The sequence below is a fragment of the Malonomonas rubra genome (assembly GCF_003247215.1).
Lineage (GTDB): Bacteria > Desulfobacterota > Desulfuromonadia > Desulfuromonadales > Geopsychrobacteraceae > Malonomonas > Malonomonas rubra_A.
The window spans coordinates 55417-78903 of record NZ_QKAP01000092.1 but is presented as its reverse complement, the minus strand read 5'-3'; the positions used below and the strand labels follow the sequence as shown (position 1 = coordinate 78903).

At 50.5% G+C, this 23487-nt stretch carries 15 protein-coding genes; 4 read left to right on the top strand and 11 right to left on the bottom strand.

The features are described from left to right. Positions 1–197 precede the first annotated feature (197 nt). Positions 198–1037 (bottom strand): cytochrome c3 family protein, encoded by an 840-nt coding sequence (locus Q7J88_RS09840; RefSeq protein WP_303722008.1) that lies wholly within the window; start codon positions 1035–1037, stop codon positions 198–200. Further along, on the bottom strand, positions 1034–4567 hold the full coding sequence (locus Q7J88_RS09835) for a cytochrome c3 family protein (RefSeq protein WP_303722007.1): 3534 nt from the start codon (positions 4565–4567) through the stop codon (positions 1034–1036). The genes Q7J88_RS09840 and Q7J88_RS09835 overlap by 4 nt, the downstream gene beginning before the upstream one ends. A gap of 245 nt (positions 4568–4812) precedes the next feature. On the opposite strand from Q7J88_RS09835, the gene Q7J88_RS09830 reads away from it, so the two are divergent. Beyond that, positions 4813–6096, top strand: a complete 1284-nt coding sequence (locus tag Q7J88_RS09830; protein ID WP_303722006.1) for an MFS transporter — start codon at positions 4813–4815, stop codon at positions 6094–6096. 21 nt (positions 6097–6117) lie between these two features. Here Q7J88_RS09830 and Q7J88_RS09825 read toward each other — a convergent pair whose 3' ends face one another. The 8 genes from Q7J88_RS09825 to Q7J88_RS09790 form a co-directional block, all read right to left on the bottom strand. Further along, entirely contained in the window at positions 6118–7221 is a 1104-nt protein-coding gene (locus tag Q7J88_RS09825; protein WP_303722005.1) for an MBL fold metallo-hydrolase, read from the bottom strand. Positions 7222–7271: 50 nt separating this feature from the next. Continuing rightward, complete coding sequence (gene mtaB, locus Q7J88_RS09820) at positions 7272–8573, bottom strand: tRNA (N(6)-L-threonylcarbamoyladenosine(37)-C(2))-methylthiotransferase MtaB (RefSeq protein WP_303722004.1); 1302 nt, start codon at positions 8571–8573, stop codon at positions 7272–7274. Further along, a complete protein-coding gene (mnmA, locus tag Q7J88_RS09815; RefSeq protein ID WP_369682011.1) occupies positions 8570–9652 on the bottom strand; it encodes a tRNA 2-thiouridine(34) synthase MnmA in 1083 nt (360 codons plus the stop codon). The genes mtaB and mnmA overlap by 4 nt, the downstream gene beginning before the upstream one ends. Positions 9653–9731: 79 nt before the next feature. After that, the gene (gene nifU / locus Q7J88_RS09810) at positions 9732–10100 is read right to left on the bottom strand and encodes a Fe-S cluster assembly scaffold protein NifU (protein ID WP_303722002.1); all 369 of its coding nucleotides are present in this window, start codon (positions 10098–10100) and stop codon (positions 9732–9734) included. 50 nt (positions 10101–10150) lie between these two features. Further along, entirely contained in the window at positions 10151–11359 is a 1209-nt protein-coding gene (gene nifS / locus Q7J88_RS09805) for a cysteine desulfurase NifS (RefSeq protein WP_303722001.1), read from the bottom strand. Between the two features lie 46 nt (positions 11360–11405). After that, on the bottom strand, positions 11406–11828 hold the full coding sequence (locus Q7J88_RS09800; RefSeq protein WP_303722000.1) for an Rrf2 family transcriptional regulator: 423 nt from the start codon (positions 11826–11828) through the stop codon (positions 11406–11408). Further along, positions 11828–12517: a serine O-acetyltransferase gene (gene cysE / locus Q7J88_RS09795; RefSeq protein WP_303721999.1), complete on the bottom strand. Its 690-nt coding sequence runs from the start codon at positions 12515–12517 to the stop codon at positions 11828–11830. Before cysE ends, Q7J88_RS09800 begins: the two co-directional genes overlap by 1 nt. Positions 12518–12721: 204 nt before the next feature. Further along, positions 12722–14167: an ATP-binding protein gene (locus Q7J88_RS09790; protein WP_303721998.1), complete on the bottom strand. Its 1446-nt coding sequence runs from the start codon at positions 14165–14167 to the stop codon at positions 12722–12724. Between the two features lie 552 nt (positions 14168–14719). Between Q7J88_RS09790 and Q7J88_RS09785 the strand changes: the two genes are divergently transcribed. Beyond that, the gene (locus Q7J88_RS09785) at positions 14720–16339 is read left to right on the top strand and encodes a fumarate hydratase (RefSeq protein ID WP_303721997.1); all 1620 of its coding nucleotides are present in this window, start codon (positions 14720–14722) and stop codon (positions 16337–16339) included. A gap of 944 nt (positions 16340–17283) precedes the next feature. On the opposite strand, the gene Q7J88_RS09780 is transcribed toward Q7J88_RS09785, so the two are convergent. After that, positions 17284–20103 carry an AMP-binding protein gene (locus Q7J88_RS09780; protein ID WP_303721996.1) on the bottom strand — a complete coding sequence of 940 codons (2820 nt, stop codon included), beginning with the start codon at positions 20101–20103 and terminating at the stop codon, positions 17284–17286. A 275-nt stretch (positions 20104–20378) separates the two neighbouring features. Between Q7J88_RS09780 and Q7J88_RS09775 the strand changes: the two genes are divergently transcribed. Further along, positions 20379–22889, top strand: a complete 2511-nt coding sequence (locus tag Q7J88_RS09775) for an RND family transporter (protein WP_303721995.1) — start codon at positions 20379–20381, stop codon at positions 22887–22889. Continuing rightward, positions 22882–23235, top strand: a complete 354-nt coding sequence (locus Q7J88_RS09770) for a YajD family HNH nuclease (RefSeq protein ID WP_369682010.1) — start codon at positions 22882–22884, stop codon at positions 23233–23235. The genes Q7J88_RS09775 and Q7J88_RS09770 overlap by 8 nt, the downstream gene beginning before the upstream one ends. Positions 23236–23487: the final 252 nt, after the last annotated feature.

Below are 23487 nucleotides of genomic sequence, written 5' to 3'. Positions count from 1 at the left end.
GTGCAGCTTACTTCCTATCGCTTCCTTCAGACCCTGCCGTTGCCAGCAACGCCCTTGCGATTCGGATTGTCTTCCCCCTGATCAGGGTGACGCCTGCATCTTGCAACAGGCCGGGTTTGCCAGCTCCGCTGGGCAAACCAAAAAGGGGCCTCGATCATTTGATCGAGGCCCCTTTTTATTATCAGACAAAGAGCTGATTACAGTTTCAAGCGATGCGGATCACCGTGGCAATCGCCGCACTTTTCAAAGTTCTCCAACAAGGTCGGGTTATGTGGGCCATTGCCATGACACTGCTGGCAGGTGGTAATGCTTCCATGCTCTTTAGCATGGCAGACAACACAGGCAAGTAGCGAATGTTTTTTCTCCGAAGCCTGCAGCACTTCAAACTGATCGACATGACATCCAGCACAAATGTCATTGGCAATGTCAGTGCCATAGTTTATCCGGTTCGGCTCATGCGGCGGATGGCATGCCGTACATCCGGCGTTATCAACGTAGGCAGTGTGTGCACCATCATGACATTCGCTGCAATTCGGCAGCGAGCCGTGGCGGGCCCCCTGGTGGCAGTCACCACATTCCTGTCCACCGTGGACGTTTCCTGGCTGTTGTAGTTCGGTTTGCGGTTCCTGATGACATTTGACACATAATTCAGCAAGTTTTCCCGCCACCACCAAACTCTCAATCGGCGCGTGGGCATTCTGGTGGCACTCCAGACAGGCATTCATGTCTTCGCCATGCGGATACTCGTGACAGCCGGTACAGGAAGGCACCCGATCCTCCCAGGCAACGCCAGGGGTAAATGTATGAAACTTGTCGTGACACTCGCGACACTCCTGCTTATGCAGGCCACCGTTGTCGCGCAGGTCAGTAAATACCTGCACGTGGCACTTGGCGCATTCCAGGGTGGTCATCTTCGGGACTTCCTGTGCATAGATATCAACCACCTCTTCGGCAGCTGCCGTCGCAATGCTCAACAGCAGCAGGACTCCAAACAAGAACAGGCTTCGAACAATCTCAAACAATCTTATTTTCATCATTTCACACCCTCACTACTGGCGGCATCATTTACCGCAGGGATTGCAACGGGAGCAGGTTTCGGTTCGCTTTTCGGTATCATTTTCGCGGCCGCATCTCCACTACGCCAATCCGCCAAGTCGTGCGGATCGATGTGGCACTTGAGACAATCGGGGTACTTGCTGTGCAAACCTGGATCGTGAGGTGGCTCGTGGCAGGTGGCGCAATTGAGCATACTTCCATGCTTGCCACCGTGGCATTCAGTACAGCTCAACTCATGATGAGCTTCTTTACTTCTAGCCAGTGATGAGAACTGATCCTCATGACAGGATTGGCAGAATCGGTTCGGCAAATTCCCCTCGAAAGCAATCTGCGTCGGAGCATGCGGCATGCTGTGGCAGGTCAGGCAATCGGCATAGCTCTGCCCTTGAACATGTGGATCGTGACAAGCAGCACACTGCTGGGCCTGACCATGTTGCGGATGGCAGCTGTTGCAGCCCTGTTCAACATGAGCGCTTGCGGCCACCGCAAAACTCGCCTCAACCTCCTCATGACATGCCAAACATGCGGGGTTCGCGTTTTTCGCCTTCGACAGGTCGTGGCCGAGCGGGTCGTGCCCTTGATGACAGTCCTGACAGTTGCCAACTGCAAAGTGTGGCTGATCCTCATCGTGACAAATGGAGCACTTCGGCATCACCGTCTCGCCAAAGGGAGGATGCGAACGATGGCAACTGACGCACGGTTGCTTTTTATGCGCTTCCCCTTTTTGTTCCAACAAGGCTGCTGGCTGTTTGTGACAGGAAATGCAAACCGGTCCGACCTGGCCCGGCTTTTCCTTAATCATATGCGGCAGATGAGCCGGATGGCACTTCATACAGTCGATCTGCGTCATGTCGGGGATGTGCGGGCTATGGCATTGCTGACACTCCATCAAAGAACCATGCTGGCCCGGATGACACTTGCGGCAATCGAAGGAGGTATGCTTATTCGGATACTGTTCATAGAGCCGCTCTTGGTTATTGTGACAGGACAGGCAGATCGGCTTTAAAGTCTTTTGCTTGTCGAGCTGTAACTCAAGTGGCTTGTGCGGATTATGACAGCCAGCACAGTTGTCCACCACGAAGTGACGTCGCGTGGCGCGAGAATGACAACTGTTACATTGTTTGGTCGTCGTCTTGCCGTTCGGTTTGTGCTCGGGATGACAAGCGGTACAACTACTGAACTCCTGCTGATGGGCCGCTCCCTTGGCAACGAAATCACCGGCCTGTGTAGCATGACATGCGGCACAGAAATCGATCGGGATATCGATGTTTTGCTGCAGAGTGATGTTCTGCGGCTGATGCGGCAAGTGACAGAGCACACAATCACTCTGCACCATCGATTTCCCATGCCCAGCGTGACAGTCGAGACAGATCCGGATCCGTTTGTGTTCACTGTGACAGGAGGCACAGTCCTGCTGGCTGTGGCCACTCGGCATCTCAGTGAACTGCTGCTCGACCTGCGTATGACAACTGACACATACTGGAGCTAGCGGTGTAACCCCCTGCAAGTTTAGTTCTAAGGGTTGGTGTGGCATATGACATGCGGTACATCTACCTACCGTAAAATGCCGCTGTTCACTCGGAGCATGGCAAAGGAAGCATGAATCTGGGATAGCGGCGCCTTTCTGCGGGTGCTCACTGTGGCACTTGACGCATGAAACATCGGGGTGATCCTGATGACACGAGGCGCAGGTTGCCTTGTCGCGGTGGGCAGCACCCGACTTATTCATTGTCTCGGTGATATCGTTATGACAGTCGGCACAGAGTCGCGGCGCAGGATTCCCCTCAAAACTGATTGCCAGGGGGGCATGTGCCTGATGGCAAACCTTGCAATCGGCTTTGCTCATCTGCTCGCCATGACCGAAATGGCAACCGAGACAGGACGGCACACCGGTATGCCGGCGATGGCAAGCGACACAATCACGGTCATGGGCACTCGCATCCTTAACAAGTTGTGCTTCAACCTGCGGGTGACAGCCGGCACAGACCGAACGGTGGCCGCGCATCCGGACCAGATCATCCTTAAGCGGCTGATGGGGGTTGTGACAATCGAGACACCCTTCGCTGGCAAAATGCGGTGCATCATCCGGCGCATGGCAATCGGAGCATTCGGGGATGACGTTTTCTCCCGGGGGATGATCCTGGTGACACTCGATACAGCTGATTTCGGTTTTATGTGCACGACCACCGGATTCCACCTCCTCAACGATGCTCGAGTGGCAGGTGACACAGGTATCTACAGTCACTTCCTCAGTAAATGTGGCCGGCAGAGGGCTGTGAGGTTTATGGCACTGGGAACAGTCGACCCCTTCCATATCCTCGCCATGACCCTCATGACAATCCAAACAAGCTGGAAGATGATCGTGTGCTTCGTGACACTGGGTGCAATCAAGCGCACCCTGGTGTGCGGTTGGATTCTCGTTCATCTCATCGATTACGTCACTATGACAGCTGCCGCAGATTGAACGAACGCTGCCGACCTGGCTGAAATCCCCAACTTTCGGGCTGTGCGGATCGTGACATTGCTGACAGTTTTCAACTGCAAAGTGTGAGTTATCACCCGAGTCATGACAGCTGGAGCATTTGGGAGCGACATCGGTAGCTGGCGGATGCTTTTGATGGCAATCGGTACACTGCAGGTTCTGCCGGTGCGCAGCTCCGGACTCTTCAAAGTAGTCAGCTACTTCGGCGTGACAATCGACACAGAAATCAGACTTGGTCGCTGAGTTGAAAACAGGCGGCATCGGTTGATGGTGACTGTGGCAGCTGGTACAGTCACTGCCGACCATTTTTTCGTTGTGCCCTTCGTGACACTTGGTGCAATCGGGTTTATCACCATGAGCTTCATGGCACTCGTTACAAGCCACCTCGGCATGGGCGCCACCCACTTTGGCGAAAAACTTTTTCGTTTTGCCGTGACAAGCAGTACAGCTATTGGCAGTCAGACCCTTGGCTGCTTTTCCCGGCGTTGGATTATGGGCATCGTGGCAGCCGAGACAATTTTCCTTGATTTTACCGCCGGTGTGACTGTCGTGACAGTCGAGGCAGTTCGGGATTTGACCATGCTGTGGATGGCACTGGTTACAACGCAAATTCTGCGCATGAACTGATCCCTTTTTATAAGGGTTGTCATGGCAGCTGAAGCAAAGCTGCTTGATCGGTTTGTCGTAATGGGAGAAGTCGACGATTAAGGGGCGATGCGGATGGTGGCAAGCCCGGCAATTGTTCGCCGAAAAATGCTTGTTGTCCTGTGGATCATGGCAGGTTGAGCACTTGGCTACAGCAAACTCACTACCACGTTGTTTCGGATGCTCCAGATGACAGTCCTTACAACCGATTTCGGTAGAGTGCGCAGCGCCCTCTTTTGCAAACGCTTTCCTGAGTGTCCCGTGGCAACCGGTACATTCGCGATCATACAGACGGCTCATATCTGCAGCATGCAGATCGACGATTGCCCAACTCAGCAACAAAACAGACAGGACAATCGCCCGTAACAATACAGAGATTTTCATTCCAGCCTCTCTCACACACAGCAGCCAATCAGGCAGGAAACTGCTGCAACATTGAAGTTCACGCCAAAAAATGTTTTCGGCTCAATTTATTTATTGAAATTTATCGCTAAGAATTCACATCAAATCAAACGGGTTTCTGATAATAACAGAAGCGAATAGATTTTTCAGCTTTGATTCGTAAACATTTTAATGATTTCATGTGACACGGAAATAAACTACCCTGCGAATGAATTTTGGAGCAACTCATGACAACCTCTGCAAACAAAGCAAACTTCGGCTGGTGCCTTTATGATTGGGCAAACTCGGCCTTTGCCACTGTTGTCCTGGCTGCGGTACTTCCAGTCTATTTTGTTTCTCTGGTTCCAGAGCAAGGCGCGGCCCTGCCTATTTTCCCCGGGCATAGATTCTCCGCCAGCAGTATCTGGGGTTACAGCGTTTCACTGTCGATGTTAATTATCGCGGTTGCAGCACCTGCCATCGGCGCATTGGCCGACCGCAAAGGCTGGCACAAGGGGATGCTTTGCGGCTTCTGTTTGCTCGGTTGTTCTGCGACTGCGCTGTTGAGTTTTACCGCCAGCGGCGACTACCTCTGGGCAGCGGCGCTTTTCATTCTCGGTAATATCGGCTTTGCCAGCGGCAACATTCTTTATAACGCTTACCTGCCTATCCTCGTACCTCAGGATGAAGTTGATCGCCTGTCAGCACGCGGTTTTGCGTATGGTTATATTGGCGGAGGGGTGCTGTTGGCGCTGGTGTTTTTGTTGGTTTTGCGACATCAATTCTTCGGTTTTTCCGGTGCCGGCAACGCGACCCGCTTCGGTTTCTTCCTGACAGGGATCTGGTGGCTGCTGTTTTCCCTGCCGACCTTCCGTTACCTACCAGCGACTGACAAAAGGCGGCTCTCGGGTGACCCCTTCAGCCTGAAAAATTATTTCGCGCTGTTTAAAGAATTGCTGCGCTATCGCGACCTCTGTCTTTTCCTGCTTGCCTTTCTCTGCTATAACGACGGAATCCAAACCGTAATCAGCGTCTCCGCGATTTTCGCCCGCGAAGAGCTGCAGTTAGGGCAAGAAACCATTATCGGCTGTTTCTTGATGATTCAGTTCATGGCCATGCCGGGTGCCCTGCTGTTCGGTCGATTGGCTCAATGGTTCGGCACCTCCCGCGCCATCCTCCTCAGCCTACTAATCTTTACCCTAGTTTGCGTGTTCGCCTACCGGATGACCGGCAGTTTGGAATTCTGGCTGCTCGGAGCAGTGATTGCCATCATCCTCGGAGGCAGCCAAGCACTCAGCCGTTCACTCTATGCCAGCATGGTCCCGAAACATAAGAGCGCAGAATTCTTCGGATTCTTCACCATCAGCTCACGCTTCGCTTCGCTTTTCGGCCCCTTGCTTTTTGCCTTGATCGCCGATTTAACAGGCAGTTCGCGAAATTCAATTCTGGCGCTGGGAAGCTTCTTTATTGTCGGTGGGTTACTGTTGCTGCTCGTAAATGTTGAACGCGGTAGAAATTTGGTTAAAGAGTAGCCGGAAACAGCAGAGTAAAACTTATCGCTCCGGTCCTGAGTAGCAATGCCAATCTATTTCATTCGCCAGCAGCGGCCGAGGCGTCAACTGTAACGGCAATTGCAAAAGTGTTGTCTCTTCCGGCGGTTCCAATTCTTGATACAGTTCTTGGTGACGGCGGCTGTAGCTGCGTGACAGATGCATCGGTAGGAAAAAACGTGGTTTTAACTCCGCCAGCAGTTCGTTGACATCGCTGGTGCAAAGATGTGAAGAGCTTCGAGCACGATCCTCTGCCTCACGCAAGAAGGTGCACTCGCAAAGCAGCAGGTCTACCCCTTCCATTAAGGTCAGAACCTTTTCACGGTTCTGACGACTGAACCCGATATCACTGACGTAACCGATCGAACTGGTTCGTTGCGGCTTGTTCAGTTGCGCAACAAGCCCACCAACATCACGGATGACGATCTCACGAAACTGGTTGCCTTCGCGGCAGGTAATTTTCAACTCAGCCGGGTAACTCAGTTGCTGCAGGAAGCAGCGTTTTAATTCCCCGATCCAGGGTCCCGGCACAAGTTGCATCGCCTCGAGCTTTTGCCGATCGATCAAATACGTCGGACGCTCGTCAATCCGATATATCAGGCTGTCGACTCTATGCTCACAACAATCAGCTGAAACTTTCAGAAAATCATTCTGGTAAATCAGCGGTCCGTTACGCTCTTCTGCCGGCAACGATCTGCGGATAAAACTTTCGTTGCCGGGGAAAAGTTCGCAATCGATTCGGTCGGGGAAAACCTCATGAACCTTGAAGTTGCTCCAATAGTCTTCTGCCAGGTTCCAATCGTAGCCACTGAGTTTATGTTCGAATTTGTCGGCGATACCAGGACCACCATAAATATCGACAGTTTTACCGGCCGCTATCAGATGACGGACCACTGAATCGATCCCCATCCAGTGATCCATATGCGCATGGCTGACAAAGATGGCATCCAGATTGGTAAAAGAACGTTTGGCAAGATGATGAAGCTGGCCGCAATCGAACATAAAATGCCTTCCGTTCGAGCGGGTACGTAACAACAGCAGGGGGTCATCGAGCAATCCGGCGAAAAAGGTCGGCATCAGATTTCGGAATGGAAAGGAGATTTTCATGCTCGCTACCCCCGGTTTGACAAAGCAAGCGGGCAATCACCCGCCTCCAATCAACAAACAACCTCCCCCAACAAAATGCCTCGGTCTGCGTCGGTGATTCGAAGCGTTACCAGGTCTCCTTGTTGCAGAGCAGCAGTTTTAAAATGCACCGCAAGATAATTTTGCGTCAGGCCTTTTCTTTGCCCGCCAACCTCACCCCCCTCGACAACCACTTCAAGCTGCCGACCAACAAAAGTCGCGGCATAGTTGGCAAGTTTCCGTTCTCCAATCTCACGCAGGATCACCGCGCGATCTTTAATAATATTACCCGGCAATTGTCCTGGCATCTCGGCGGCAAGGGTGCCCGGCCGCTTACTGAAGGGAAACACATGCAAATGGGAAAATGGCAGGTTCTCCAAAAATTTGCAAGTATCAGCAAACTGCTGGTCTGTTTCACCGGGGAAGCCGGTGATAACATCGAGGCCGATCGCCGCATCCGGTTGGCGCTGGTGAATTTTTTCGAGCAGGCAGCGGAAAAAGTCGATTGAATAATGGCGGTTCATCCGTCGAAGCACCTCGTCCTCGCCCGCCTGTAACGGAATGTGGTAGTGGGCACAGATCCAGTTGCTGGCTGCAATATAGTCGAGCAGCTCATCAGGCAGTTCGGTCGGCTCGATCGAACCGAGCCGCAAACGTCCAGTAAAGTCTGATTTCTCGATCCGTTGCAGTAGCTGAAAAAGATCGATTTGAGGCTGTAGATCCTTCCCGTAATTCCCAATATGAATCCCGGTCAGCACCACCTCCGGGTAACCGGCGCGAGAAAGGTTTGCAACCTGTTTGATCACATCGTCCGGCGACACCGAACGACTGCGCCCACGTGCATAGGGGATAATGCAGTAGGAACAGAAAGCATCGCAACCATTCTGAATCTGCACGAAGGCCCGACTGCGCTGTTCAAAGCTGCTTAGTGGCAGCGTCTCGGCTTGGTTGATCAGGCGAATGTCGCCGACAGCAACTACAGCCGAATCCTCTTCCAGCGCAGTCAAGCGCTGCAGAAAATCCTTTTTCTCCTCATTGCCGATAACCAAAGCGACACCGGGCAGCGCGGCCAAGGTTTCTGGCTCCATCTGGGCATAACAACCGGTCACCACCACCCTCACGTGCGGATTGACCCGTCGGGCCCGGCGAATCAAGTTACGCGATTGGGAATCGGTAGCTGCAGTGACGGTGCATGTATTCACAATCACCAAATCCGCACCGCAATTGAAATCGACTTGCCGATAACCGGCTTTACCGAGCTGTTCGCTCATCGCCGCCGATTCAAACTGATTGGTCTTGCAGCCGAGGGTAACGATGGAGACCGTCTGACTCATTTAATCCAGCCCCCACCGATTACCTTATCACCAGCATAAAAAACCGCTGCCTGCCCAGGAGTAATCCCTATTTGCATCTCGTCGAAAGTGATCCGCGCCTGTTTGTCTTGGAGAACCTCGACAGTCGCCGGCACTTCCTGATGGCGATAACGGATACGGCAATGAGTCTGCAACGGCTCAGTCGGTTCATCAATGCTCCAATTACAGCCTTCGATTTCAAGTTCTTTGCGGCTGAGATATTTTTTTTCGCCGACAATCACCTGTTTTTTTTCGGCATCGATACCGACCACAAACAGCGGCTCAGTCCAGCCGATTCCCAGCCCTTTACGCTGACCGACTGTGTAACGATAGATGCCTTGATGTTTGCCGAGTATCTTGCCGGAGACATGAACGATGTCGCCATCCAGGCTTCCCGAGCCACGCTTCTCTTCGAGGAAACGCACATAATTCCCGTCTGGCACAAAGCAGATATCCTGACTCTCAGCCTTTTGCGCGACCCGCAGCTGAAAGCGTTCGGCATGAGCACGGACTTCATCCTTGGTCATCTGACCAAGCGGGAATAGGGTGCGGGCTAATTGTTGTTGGGTCAGTGTAAACAGGAAGTAGCTCTGGTCCTTCGACCTGTCGAGTCCTTTGTGTAAAAAGTAGCGATCATCCTCTTTGACGATACTGGCATAGTGCCCGGTCGCCATGAAATCGGCCTCCAGTTCCCGCGCCTTGCGCAACAGTAGTTCAAACTTAAGAATCTGATTGCAGAGTACACAGGGGTTGGGAGTTCGACCGGCAAAATATTCTTCACAGAAACGATCGATCACTTCACGTTGGAAATCGTTTTCGAAATTGACCACGTAAAACGGGATATCGAGTTGCTCGGCGACCCGACGAGCGTCATAGACATCATCCAGCGAACAACAGGTCCCGAACTGATCGCCATGCTCGTCAGTAAAACTGGAATAATCCCAGATCTGCATGGTCATACCTATCACTTCAAAGCCCTGCTCTTTAAGCAGCGCCGCGGTGACCGAGGAATCGACTCCGCCACTCATGGCGACAACAACACGTTGTTTTTTCACACCCAGCCCTAAACGGAGAAAGGAGGGTCACTGCAGTGGCAGCGCCCTCCCAAAAGTTTTAATGTATTCCCTGAACAACTGCGAATTAACTATTTTGTTCTTTGTAGTTTTTGATCGCTTCGTGCAAAGCATCAGCTGCCAGGTTCGAGCAATGCATCTTTGCTGGCGGCAAACCGTCGAGTGCCTCGGCTACTGCTTCGTTGGTCAGCACCAGAGCTTCCTCAATCGTCCTACCGATCGCCATCTCAGTGACCATTGATGATGTAGCGATGGCTGCCCCACACCCGAAAGTCTTGAACTTAACATCCTTGATGATGTTGTCTTCGACCTTGAGAAAAATCTTCATTATATCGCCGCATGAGGCATTACCGACTTCGCCGACACCATTGGCATCCTCAATTTCACCGACATTGCGAGGATTGGAAAAATGATCCATAACCTTATCTGTATACATTTTTAATCTCCTGTATTTTATTTGCTCTCGGTCAATACCGATACTAGTTATCAAACTCGACGGATAACCCGGCACTCGTCACAACTGATCGAATCACGGTTGTACAACGGGCTCATTTCGCGTAAACGCTGCACGATCGGCGGCAGCTCCTGCAAAATAAAATCAACATCCTCTTCGGTATTGTCCGCACCGAGACTGAATCTGGTACTGGAATGCGCCAACACTACATCGACGCACATAGCACCCATAACATGTGACGGTTCCAGCGAACCAGAGGTACAGGCGGAACCTGAGGAAGCAGCGATCCCTTTCATATCGAAATTGAGTAATAGTGACTCCCCCTCGATATAGGCGAAGCTGACATTCAACGTATTCGGCAGCCGCAGGTCAGGGTTCGGATGCCCATTCAACTTGATTTCGGGAACCAATTCTCTGATACCGTTCTCCAGTTTGTCACGCAATTTGCGAACGCTAGCGTAATCTTTTTCCATATTTTGTTTTGCCAGCTCACTGGCAACGCCGAGGCCAACTATTCCGGCAACGTTATGAGTGCCCGCTCTCCGGTTGCGTTCCTGATGACCACCGTGCATGAAGCGGGTCATGCGGGTACCGCGGCGGATATAAAGAGCGCCAACCCCCTTCGGGGCGCCAATTTTGTGACCGGAAATAACCGCCAGATCAACATTGGTGGCCTGAACATCAACTGGAATCTTTCCGACTGCCTGCACGGCATCGGTATGGAAACGGACCTTGTACTTCTTGGCAATCTTGCCAATCTCTTCAATCGGAAAGATGTTGCCGGTTTCGTTGTTAGCCCACATCACCGACAAAAGGATCGTCTTGTCGGTGATTGCATTTTCCAGTTCTTCCAGATCGAGCATGCCATCACGATCGACTTTCAGATAGGTTACGTCGTAACCATTTTTCTCCAAATATTCGCAGGTTTCCAGAACGGCCGGATGTTCAACCGAAGTGGTGATGATGTGGTTGCCCTTTTCCTTCAGCGCATCCGCTGTTCCTTTAATCGCGAAGTTGTCACCTTCGCTGCCGCAGGAAACAAAAACAATTTCTGCCGGAGAACAGTTGATTAGTTCGGCTACCTGCTCACGGGCTTTTTCCACAGCACCGCTAACCATCCGCCCAGCCCAATGGACGCTTGAAGGGTTGCCAAACTGCTCACGGAAAAATGGCAACATCGCCTCAAGAACTTCCTGTTTCACCGGCGTTGTCGCATTATTATCCATGTAGATTTTTTTCACTTGCTTCCTCCAACCAAGGTAAAATCAGCCTGAAATTACATCCAACTCAGCACTCGAGACGCTGACGACCTTCATTGGTCAAATCTTCCAATGTCATCGATGCCAAAAAACTACGTATTTGATTTCCCAATCCTTGCCAGACCGAATGTGTCGCACACTCCGATGTGCACTTGCAACTCCCGTCTGCCTCCATACAGGAAACCGGAACCAAGGTTTCTTCAACAGTGTCGATTATCTGATCAACCCGGATCTCTGCAGCCGCCCGGGCCAGCACATAGCCCCCGCCCGGTCCGCGCACACTACGCACAATGTCCCCACGGCGCAATTTGACAAACAACTGCTCCAGGTAATTTAAAGAAATATTTTCACGCGTAGAGATATCTTTTATTGAAACCGGTTCGCCGTTGCTGGTCAGATTCAGACTAACGAGAGCACGCACCGCATACTGCGCTTTTGTTGACATTCGCATTAGCTGGCAACCTTTTCCTCTCGCCGGGCTAATTCCGACTTCAATTCTTCCTGGTCTTCCGTGAGGCTTTTTACCTGCTCCTCCAGTCGACCGATCTGCTCTACCAAGCAATTAAAGGCTTTGGCCACCGGGTCCGGCAAATCGCCATGTTCAAGATCGACGCCAGTTTTCTTCTCCCCAGAGATTACCACTCGTCCAGGAATACCGACTACTGTTGCGCTTTCCGGAACTTCCTTGACAACCACTGAGTTCGAACCGATCTTGCTGTTAGCGCCGACCTTAAACGGTCCGAGTACCTTCGCCCCGGAGCCTATAATAACATTGTCCCCTAGGGTCGGGTGCCGCTTCTCCTTGGCCCAAGAAGTCCCGCCAAGGGTCACTCCATGGTAGAGAGTGCAATTGTCGCCAATTTCGGCAGTTTCCCCGATCACAACCCCCATGCCGTGGTCGATAAAGAAACCCCGCCCGATCTTTGCACCGGGATGAATCTCTATACCGGTCATAAAACGGCCAATGTGGGAAACGAAGCGGCCGAGAAATTTAAGCTGATGAATCCACAGCCAGTGCGCAAAACGATAAAACAGCATGGCGTGAAATCCGGGATAACAGAAAAAGATCTCAAAAACGCTGCGTACTGCCGGATCACGATCGAAAACTGCTCGCAAGTCTTCTTTAAAGTGCGAGAACATGCTGGCCTACCTCCTTTTAGAGCAAAAACTTATCAATCAGTTTAAGCATCGAGAATTCATTTTTTGTTTCCCGACAAGTTTGCATAGAAGTAACATACCTGATCTTTTCCGTCAATTATTTAATCAAGCGTTTTAGTCAGGTATTTACAGAATACAATAACAAAGGTTGAAAATGATACTAAATGGATAGAAAGAGGGGATTTTTTATTGTGGTAGACAAAAAGTGAAGCGGCTCCCCTGCCCTAGGCAGCTTTCCGCCCAAATCCGACCATGATGGGCTTCGACAATCTTTTTGCAGATTGACAACCCGAGGCCGTTACCGGCGCGTGGATCGTTCGGGGAAACCATAGTATATTCGTTAAATAGTTGAGATATTTTCCCAGGCTCGATCCCTGGTCCACTGTCTTCGATGGAAACTCTAACTTCACCATCAATTTGATCAAGATCCAGCTTGATGGACCCGCCTTCAGGAGTGAACTTCATCGCATTGTTGACGATGTTGTAAAAAACCCGCCGGATACTTTGTTCATCACAAACAACCGGAACATCCTTGTCCAAGCAACCAGTCTGTAACGTGATATTGCGCCGTTGAAGTAATGCCGACAGCTCATTGCAGACCGATGCGATAATCTGAGAAAGATCCTGTTCCATCATACGCAATTCGAAACTGCCGGAATTCAACTGAGAAAAATCAAGCAGATCGTTAGCCATATCGACCAACCGCCTATTCCCCGCCATCAAGCCGTCGATAATCTGACTCTGCTCAGGCAGCAAACTTCCGTCGGCGGCTTCACTAAAGAGCGTGCAATAACCATCGATCACTGAAACCAGCACACGAAGATCATGCGCAGCCATATCGAGCAAAGACGACTGTTCATTCGTGGACTTGACAACAACGTTGTCAGGATCAATCCCCCGATGTCTGAACTCTTCATCCGCCGCACGTACTTCCGCCAACCGAAGAACACATGTCGCCACATTCGCTACCAACTGACAAAAGGCTATTTCCTCCTCGGAGAAGCGCGAAATAGGTCGTGAAGAGCGAAGTATGAACACGCCGATAATACGGTGACGATCGATCATCGGCAGAACCATGATCGAATTGAACGGAACACCTTTCAGGTGGTCACGGACCGGTTCCATCATCGGATGACAGTAAATATCATCAATCAGTAGCGATCGTCCGGTCGCTATCGTGTCCTGTATTTCCGGATAGCGGCCAAGATCTATCCACAAGCCATTGACCGACGGGTCATCACTTGATGCCATCACACAGATCACGCCTTTTTCACGCGGAGTCAACGCCACTGAGCAGCGTTGAACATTGATCACTTGCGACACCGAGTTGACAACTTGCTGCAAGATTTCTGAACTGGTCTGGTCAGAAAACACCAAGCCCGAAAGACTGCTAAGAAAAGAAATGTCGATCTGCGGAATTGTCCGTGGGATGATTCGCTGTGCCGCCGACAAACGGAACATCAGACGGGCCTCAAGCTCGGTGGGGGTGTACGGGAGACAGAAATAATCATCCGCATCCGAACCACAGAGATAGCGTTCCAACCCCTCTGTTTCTTCAGGAATCATCAAGATGATCGGTAAATATTTTTCGAGGCTGCACCGACGCAATTTCCGACAAATCGTCGGATCCATCAAAACCATAGCCCCGTCTAGCAGAATGAGGTCGGGTCTGTTGGTATGTATTGTTCGGCTAGCGGAATCGTAGTTGTCTGCAATACTTGCCTGCAAACCGATTTCCTTAATCATCCCGGAAAACTGAGCCGCGGATAAAGAATTTGTGTGCACGATGAGAATAGACACGGACATAACAACCTAGAACAACCACAAAGGCAATTTGAACCTTGCTAATGCTAAAAAGTAATTTTTAATCTGCAGAGAGCATACCAATCTCAAACAAACAATTTAAGTAAACCAGCAAAGCAGCAAATATGATTAATTTCAGCTACTTTTTTAAATCTCTCGGCAAATGCAGAAACCTTGCGCGAAGACAAAGATTGGTGAATTTACGAACTACTTAGTTGTATAACCGGGCATTTTCCCACCAAACGACAGATGTTTAAACATGCCTAACAAATTTCACCAGTTAGCAGTCGACAATTGTATACACTTCACCTATAATACGTTCGTTTTGCGATTGGCCAATATGGTCTGAATTTCCCTTCCCTTTGCACAAGGAGTGAGATCATGCCCGATTTCAAGTATCAGGATCCAATGCCGCTGAGTGCGGACACCACTAAGTATTACAAAATTGAAGGTTCTGAAGAATTCGTCAATGTTGTCGAATTTGAAGGCAAAGAAGTCCTCAAGGTTGAGCCTCAGGCTTTGACCGTACTCGCCAACAATGCGATGCGCGATGTTTCCTTTATGTTACGTCCGGAACACAATGAACAAGTCGCCAAAATCCTCAGCGACCCGGAAGCTTCGCAGAATGACCGGGGCGTCGCCATGGCATTTTTGCGCAACGCAGAAATCGCAGCTAACTTCGAATTGCCAATCTGCCAAGACACCGGCACAGCGACCGTTCTGGCCAAGAAAGGCCAGCAAGTCTGGACCGGCTGCAACGACGCCGAGCGGATCTCCGAAGGCGTCTTCAAAACATACACCGAAGAAAACCTGCGCTACAGCCAGACTGTCGCGCTCGACATGTATAAGGAAAAGAATACCGGCACCAACCTGCCGGCGCAGATCGATATTATGGCCACCGAAGGTGACGCCTACAAGTTCTTGTTCATGGCCAAAGGTGGTGGCAGTGCCAACAAAACCATGCTCTATCAGGAGACCAAGGCTCTGCTAACCCCTGACAAGCTTTACGATTTTCTGGTTTCAAAGATGAAATACCTCGGCACAGCTGCTTGCCCGCCCTACCATATCGCCTTTGTCATCGGTGGGACCTCGGCTGACGCCTGTATGAAGGCTGTAAAGATGGCAACCGCCAAAGAACTTGACGGCCTGCCGACCGAAGGCAACGAACATGGTCAGGCTTTCCGTGACCTTGAACTGGAAGCGAAACTACTGAAGGCAGCTCAGGAACTCGGCATCGGCGCCCAGTTCGGCGGTAAGTATTTCGCCCACGACGTCCGCGTTGTCCGCCTGCCCCGTCACGGAGCGTCCTGCCCGGTCGGCATGGCTGTCTCCTGTTCGGCAGACCGCAACATCAAAGCCAAGATCACCAAAGATGGCCTGTTCATCGAAGAAATGGATCGCAACCCGGGTCGCCTGATTCCTGAGCAGTATCGCGGTAAGCACAGCGCTGGAACCCCGATCGACCTCAATCGCCCGATGAGCGAAGTCCTTGCCGATCTGACCAAGCTAGAAGTCGGCTCACCGCTGTTGCTCAAGGGCACCATCGTTGTCGGGCGCGATATTGCGCACGCCAAATTCAAAGAGATCCTTGACAGCGGCAAACCACTTCCCGACTACCTGAAGAACCACCCGATCTACTATGCAGGTCCAGCCAAGACCCCTAAAGGCAAAGCGTCCGGCTCTTTCGGTCCGACCACCGCTGGTCGTATGGACTCTTATGTCGGTCTGCTCCAGAGCAACGGCGGTTCTATGGTCATGATCGCCAAAGGCAACCGTAGCCAACAGGTCACCGATGCATGTAAAGAGCATGGCGGATTCTACCTCGGTTCGATTGGTGGTCCAGCTGCTGTTCTGGCAGAAGAAAACATCAAGAAGGTTGAGTGCATCGATTTCCCGGAACTGGGAATGGAGGCAGTTTGGAAGATCGAAGTCGAAGACTTCCCGGCATTCATTCTGGTCGACGACAAAGGCAATGACTTTTTCAAGAAGCTCGGCCTCTAAATTTGATAAGCGTTTGTAACCCAAAGGCCCCACGCAAATACATTGCGTGGGGCCTTTGGGGCAAGCCATGACATTCCAACCTGTTGTCGCCGAACGATAATTCTCTAAACTGATGCAAGCGATCTAAAGCTAACCAATCAAAACACTGAATGAATAGCCGACGAACAGCGCAGCTGTCAACAGAGCGAAAATCAACAATTTACATGCAAAACTACACATCCTTTTTTCGGTTTCATCTTCATACTTTTCTCGAATTTTAGCCATAGCGTCCTCTGCATTGACTTGTCGACAATTGTCGCACAGTTTTAGCGTAATGATTTTTCACTTTCCCTACCTATATACTAAATTTTAGCTTCTCCCCTCTCGCCAAGTCAACAAATTGGTATTATTTTTCTTATACTTATCCATTCACCAATGATATGCTTTACAAATACAACAAGCTCACGTTGAACAACATCCTTTCATATTAAAAATATCGTAATTTTAGGCAAACAACTTTGCCCTGCTTCGACTCGCTACCTTCTGCAGATGGTTTTCTTTGTAAATTGCATTAGAGCTTACAATGAGAGCTTCGTCCGAATGATAGCCTCTCCTTCAAGACAGTCTGATTCATCCAAAGACCACTGAAGTAAAAAACCTCAATGAGATAGGAGTCCTAGGATATACATTCCTGTGGTGCTAAAAGATGGTCAAGAACTTACAGTCGACAAGGACAGGATTCCATAGTTACTGGTCAGCAAACAGGTTCTCTTCTTTAAGCGAAATAGCGGATGGATTTTTGAAGGACGAAACGAAATGCGTGGCAAAAACGTTCCATACCAAGGCAATGAACGCCTTAACAAAGAGGCTTATGCTGAAAATTATTGGTAAATTAACAAACTGATGTCGGAACGAATCAAATAATTTTCTTGAAGGAATAGAGTGACAGTATCTCTCTATTCGGGCTAGCGGACTAGATCCGGTTCACCGCAATTTTGAGCGATAAAACGCCGACTGCGCTCACGCAGGAAAAGTGCCTTTTGCCAGTTTGACCTGTTTGCTGCATTTGGGCTTATCGGTTCACCGATAGTGACACAGATCGTCCCACGATGGGGGAACTTATCCGAACCGCGCAAAATCGAACGGGTTCCGCGGATTGCAATCGGCACCACCGGCAGATCAGCTTCAGCGGCGATCACGAAAGCTCCCATGTAAAATTCCTGCAACCCTGGCTGTCGAGTAAAGGTGCCCTCCGGGAAAAACATCAACGACTCTCCTCCTTTGGCACGCTGCCCCAACCTTCGAGCATCCTTAAGTCCTTGCTGTCGGTCGAATCGCTCAACAAATTCGGCCCTAAGCCGTAAAAAAGGCAGTCGCAGCAAAGTATTTTTCGACAATTCCCGCTTGGCTACAAACACCAGATGCTTAGGCAAACAAGCGACCAGAGCGAAACCATCCAGGTAGCTGGCATGATTGGCAACTATGACGCAAGGAACTTTCGGCAAGTTATTCTTCCCTTCTACCGTCACTGACGCCATAGTGAGGTAACGCAAGCCATTAACAGCTAAGCGCATCGCCGCCCAGCGCCAACTGAACTTCGGCAACAAAATCAGTGAAAGATAGAGCAATAGCGAAAGCAAACAAAAGACCCCCCAGCTCCAACCGGCAAAAGTGATTTGTCCAAAATACCGCCAAGTTCTGCGCCAAAGACCGGTTCCGCCGAGCATCACAATATGAAAATACAGTTTCCAGGGTTTCAGCGATTGAACAAGCAATCCCTTTTCATAGAATTCACGAGTAGCCGCACGACGGATTTTTCCACTTGATGTTTTGGGTACTGTCTGCGGTGGAGCAAGGACAATTTCATGCAAAGGCACCCCGAGAAGATCGAAGGACAGTTTTGTAATAGCAGTGCGTATCTGACCCAATACCTTCGTATTTGTTTCTCGGGTTTCCGCCAGCACTACCAGTCTTTCGGTCCCAGTTTTCGGATCGGAGGAACCAAAGACCACTACATTGCCTTTGCGCACTCCTTTAATCTTAGCGACCGCTTCTTCCAGTTCCTGCGGATAGATATTACGTCCGGCAATGATAATCTGATCCTTACAACGCCCAGTTATAAATACATCCCCCGAGCGTATATAGCCGAGATCACCCGAATCCAACCAATCACCATCGAACAGCTGGGCTGTCTTTTCCGGACTGCGGTAATAACCGCTGCAAGTAGAAGGACCGCGAAACTGGATGCGCCCTTCTTGGCACTCTGGGAGTTCACGCCCCTGTCGGTCAACAATACGAATTTCATGGTCATAGAGCGGTTGCCCACAAGCAACAAACTGCAATGGATTTTTTTCGTCCTCAGCGGCAAGCCTTGCCTGCCCGGAACGGGTAAATATTTCACGGTTGATCAAATCAATTACCGGCCCTCTCCCAAGCGGCGGGAAAGCCAGCCCGACCGAACATTCAGCCATACCGTAAACCGGCATCATCGCTTCGTGATGGAACCGATATGCGGAAAAGCGTTTCACAAACCGTTCCACACTATCGGCACTGACAGCTTCAGCGCCGTTGAATGCACAACGCCAGGAAGATAAGTCGAGGCCCATAAGTTGTTTTTCGGAGAGCCGGGCCAGACAAATTTCATAGGCAAAATTCGGTGCTGCCGATATGGTGGCGCGGAAACGGTGAATCGCCTGCAGCCAACGCAATGGCCGAGAGAGAAAGTCGAACGGCGACATCAAGACTAGCGGGGCAGCGAAATATAGGCAGGAAAGCCAACAGCCGATTAACCCCATGTCGTGATAGAGAGGCAACCAACTGACGATAATGTCTTTTTCATCGACCTTGATCGCACCCCCCATTGCCCTGATATTGGCCAGTAGGTTTGCATGGCTCAACACGACTCCCTTCGGGTTGCCGGTCGATCCGGAAGTATATTGCAAAAATGCGGTGTCGGTTGGCTGGAGAATTTGCAAGACAAAACCTGATGTTGCAGATTCCTGAAGTTCCGAAACCGTCAAGACCTCCATCAACTCAGACAAACTGGCTTGTAAAAGGCGATTAAAAAGCAGCGTTTCCGGCATGCCGATCATCAACTTCGCTGCGCAGTTGTCTAGAATTACCTGTTGTCTGCGTAAGTGCTCCTCCATCTGAGATTTTCGTGCCGGCGGATAAATAGGTACCGGAACCCCACCGGCCATTAATATACCGAAAAAAGCAAAGAAATAGTCGGCTGAGCTTGGCAGCATAATCGCTACAGGATCACCAACATTTAAACCATGCCTATGCAACCCTGAGGCTACTCGAATTGCACCATTGTACAATTGACGATAGGTCAGCTCTTCAGCTTCGTCTTGATCAGCATAAAAATAGACATGAGTACGGTTGGGATGCCTGTCATTGTGCCAGCTCAAAACTTCCGTCAGTGTCTCGGCGCTGTACGGAACACCAACATCCTCACCTGTGACAGAGAACACTCTATGATCCAGTTTCCCAGCCACTCCAGAATCTCCAGCAGGCGAAGACTTAGTCACAGCCATCCAGAGATCGGAAACCTTTTCGGCATCGATAAAGACCTGTTCTGACAAACTGACTTGAAAGTGATTTTCGAGCCTTTGCAGCAGTTCCATCCTTCCCAAGCTGTCAAGCCCCAGGTCTTTATCGAGTGAGCTATCAAGATTTGCAACAGTCCGTTGCGACTGGTCAGGATGTAACTGCATGCTGAGTTGCTGTATGATATCCAGCAAATCGTGCAGATCTCGCTCTGACTGTTGTTGCCCACTCATAGAAGATCCATTATCCAGCAGGGATGATTACCCTCAATACTATCAGGAATTGTACAAGTATCAGGCTTCAACATGGTACAATCCAATCCCCTTCATCCATTATCCATAAACTTTGAATTCATTAAGAAAAACGTTGCATACTGTTAGCATCAGGTATCGTTGTTATCGACTGGTTACAAAAAAGCGTCCAAAGAAAAAACAGTCATTTCCATGAGCCGGCATCAAAGTTATAATTCAAAGTTTGTTGTGGTTAACATCTCAGGCAAAGGGCATCCATGTACGAAGCAATCCTCAAATTCTACGAGCGTCTGGTCCTCAAGCATCCAGTTATCACGATTTTAATCATGCTACTGCTGGTAGCGATGGTCGGTTCATACAGCCGAAACTTCCGCCTCGATGCATCAGCCGATTCTTTACTGCTGGAAAACGATCAGGATCTGAAGTACTACCGTTCGATCAGCGCCAAATACGGCTCAGACGACTTTCTTGTCATCACCTACACGCCAAAAGCTGATCTTTACGCGACTGATACCCTTAATGACTTGCGGAAGCTGCGTAACAGTCTGCTGCAGATCGAACGGGTTGCAACCGTTTTCAGTATCCTCGATGTTCCCTTGATCGAAAGTCCCCGATTGTCACTGGGAGATCTAAGTAACGGTGTCAAAACCTTGGAGTCCCCAGATATCAATATCGATCTGGCCCGCAATGAGTTTGCCACCAGCCCATTTTACAGCAACCTGCTGGTCAGCCCTGACGCCAAAACTACGGCGCTGCAGGTCATTTTCAAACGAGATGAGACCTATCATCAGCTTCTTGGAAAGCGCAACTCCCTGCGGGAAAAAATGCTGACACAACCCCTGACGGAGGAAGAAAATCGTCAACTGGAAAAGGCGGTAAAAGCTTTTGATAATTACAGTGCCCAGTTGGCAGATCAGGAGGCACACGACATTGCCGTCGTGCGCACTATTATGGCCAAGCACCGTGACAAGGCCAATCTGCATCTGGGTGGCGTGCCGATGATCGTCTCAGACATGATCGACTTTATCCGCCACGACCTGGCTTCGTTCGGTATTGGCGTGCTGGTGTTTCTGGTCTCGATGCTGATCCTGATCTTCCGCAAGCCCCGTTGGGTTATCCTGCCGATGCTCTGCTGTGCCGTTTCGGTGCTGTTTATGTTCGGCTTTCTCGGCTGGATCGAATGGAAAGTCACCGTGGTTTCCTCCAACTTCACCTCGTTGCTGTTGATTATCACCCTGTCGCTCTGCGTCCACCTGATTGTCCGCTACAACGAGCTATTCGAGGAAATCCCAAACGCCGACCAATTGACCATGGTTCGGGAGATGGTGCGCACCAAAGCGGTACCGAGCATCTACACCGCCCTGACCACCATCGTCGCCTTCGTCTCGCTGCTGACCAGCGATATTCGCCCGGTCATAGATTTCGGCTGGATGATGGCGATAGGCATCACCTTCGCGCTCCTGCTCTCCTTTGCCCTCTTCCCCGCCGGCCTGATGCTGTTTAAAAAACCGAACCATTTCACCCCACGCCACGATATTACCGGAAAGATCACCGCCGCCTGCGCGTACTTGGTTGAATATCGCAGCGGTTTGACTGCCAGCATTTTCCTTGGCATCGCTATTCTCAGCGTCGTCGGCATTTCAAAGCTTACGGTAGAAAACCGCTTTATCGACTATTTCAAACCAAGCACAGAAATCTACCAAGGGATGGAGCTGATCGACCAGCAGCTCGGTGGGACCACACCGCTCGATGTCATTATTGATGCTGACCCCGGGTTTCTTGCTGCCCAAAAGGCGGAGAAACAGGCGGCGGAAGAAGATCCGTTTGCGGACGATTTCTTCGGTGAGGATCAGGCGGATGCCGGTTTATCTGGCAGCAGCTACTGGTACAACAGCTACCGAATTAATACATTGGAAAAGATCCATAATTATTTGAACGCACTTCCGGAAACCGGCAAGGTATTGTCGATGGCCACCACCATGGAAATGATGCAGATAGTCAATGAGGACAAGCCGCTCGACAACATTTCTCTGGCGGTCATCCATAAAAAACTGCCGAAGGCGATCGCTGATGCCCTTTTCCACCCCTACATGTCGGAGGATGGCAATCAGGTAAGGTTCTCCTTACGGGTGATCGATTCAGACCCGAATCTGCAGCGTAACAAACTGCTGGAAAAAATCCGTCTTAACCTGACTGAAAAGCTTGGCCTGAAAGACGAGCAGGTGCACCTGACCGGCATGTTCGTGCTCTATAACAACGTCCTGCAGAGCCTGTTCAGTTCGCAGATCATGACTATCGGCGTAGTCTTTTTCGTCATCATGATCATGTTCATGCTGCAGTTCCATTCGCTGCGTCTGGCAATTATTGCCATCATCCCCAACCTGATTTCCGCCGGGATGGTACTCGGCCTGATGGGTCTGCTCCACATCCCACTCGACATCATGACCATCACCATCGCCGCCATCACCATCGGCATTGCGGTTGACGACACCATCCACTACGTACACCGCTTCACCGAGGAAATGGCTGTCGATGGAGATTACCTAGCGGCCATGAAGCGCTGCCACCATTCGGTTGGTCGGGCCATGTACTACACCTCGATCACCATCATTATCGGCTTTTCGATCCTTGGCTTGTCGAGTTTCATCCCGACTATCTACTTCGGACTGTTCACTGGGATGGCCATGCTAGTTGCCATGTTCGCCAACCTTACGTTGCTGGCACTGTTGCTGTTGAAATTCCCGGCTAAAGATAGAAGCAATGGATGATCGACAACGCAAAGAAATGGTCGCCCGGATGCGCCAGGAAGAACAAGAACGGCAATCCGGTTATCGGGAACAGGCGTTAAAATTGTTCCCGCACGTCTGTGCTCGATGTACGCGGGAGTTTTCCGGCAAACAACTGCGCGAGTTGACCGTTCATCACAAGGACCACAACCATGACAACAATCCGCCGGACGGCAGTAACTGGGAATTGCTCTGCATCTACTGTCACGACCATGAGCATACCCGCGGCGTTCAAGAAGAGCGCTTGGCCGGGGTACAGGAAAGTGCCCGCCCTGAGTTAAAACATTCCCCCTTTGCGGGGCTGGGCGAGCAGTTCAAAAATAAATAATCAACACCTGAAAAATCATTGGAAAATCCGGCCTTTGTTTTTAGAGCCAACTCCAACACAAAATACTATGTTGGTCTCCACGATAGACTTGAAAGAAATCCGCATTTCTGAACAAGTCATGTGGCCAACATGGCAAGATACAGCTTATCAGTTCTTCACTCCTTTTTACCGACACATAAAACCGAACCGTTCTAGATCGGCCTAGACATTCATAGGCGACCCCCTGCGATGGAATGGCCGGGGGTTGCTCCA

Coding starts and splice junctions, on each gene's coding strand:
- Q7J88_RS09775 (WP_303721995.1), top strand. CDS start 20,379: ATGTACGAAGCAATCCTCAAATTCTACGAGCGTCTGGTCCTCAAGCAT.
- Q7J88_RS09835 (WP_303722007.1), bottom strand. CDS start 4,567: ATGAAAATCTCTGTATTGTTACGGGCGATTGTCCTGTCTGTTTTGTTG.
- Q7J88_RS09785 (WP_303721997.1), top strand. CDS start 14,720: ATGCCCGATTTCAAGTATCAGGATCCAATGCCGCTGAGTGCGGACACC.
- cysE (WP_303721999.1), bottom strand. CDS start 12,517: ATGTTCTCGCACTTTAAAGAAGACTTGCGAGCAGTTTTCGATCGTGAT.
- Q7J88_RS09840 (WP_303722008.1), bottom strand. CDS start 1,037: ATGATGAAAATAAGATTGTTTGAGATTGTTCGAAGCCTGTTCTTGTTT.
- Q7J88_RS09780 (WP_303721996.1), bottom strand. CDS start 20,103: ATGAGTGGGCAACAACAGTCAGAGCGAGATCTGCACGATTTGCTGGAT.
- Q7J88_RS09825 (WP_303722005.1), bottom strand. CDS start 7,221: ATGAAAATCTCCTTTCCATTCCGAAATCTGATGCCGACCTTTTTCGCC.
- Q7J88_RS09830 (WP_303722006.1), top strand. CDS start 4,813: ATGACAACCTCTGCAAACAAAGCAAACTTCGGCTGGTGCCTTTATGAT.
- Q7J88_RS09800 (WP_303722000.1), bottom strand. CDS start 11,828: ATGCGAATGTCAACAAAAGCGCAGTATGCGGTGCGTGCTCTCGTTAGT.
- nifU (WP_303722002.1), bottom strand. CDS start 10,100: ATGTATACAGATAAGGTTATGGATCATTTTTCCAATCCTCGCAATGTC.
- mtaB (WP_303722004.1), bottom strand. CDS start 8,573: ATGAGTCAGACGGTCTCCATCGTTACCCTCGGCTGCAAGACCAATCAG.
- Q7J88_RS09790 (WP_303721998.1), bottom strand. CDS start 14,167: ATGGATCCGACGATTTGTCGGAAATTGCGTCGGTGCAGCCTCGAAAAA.
- Q7J88_RS09770 (WP_369682010.1), top strand. CDS start 22,882: ATGGATGATCGACAACGCAAAGAAATGGTCGCCCGGATGCGCCAGGAA.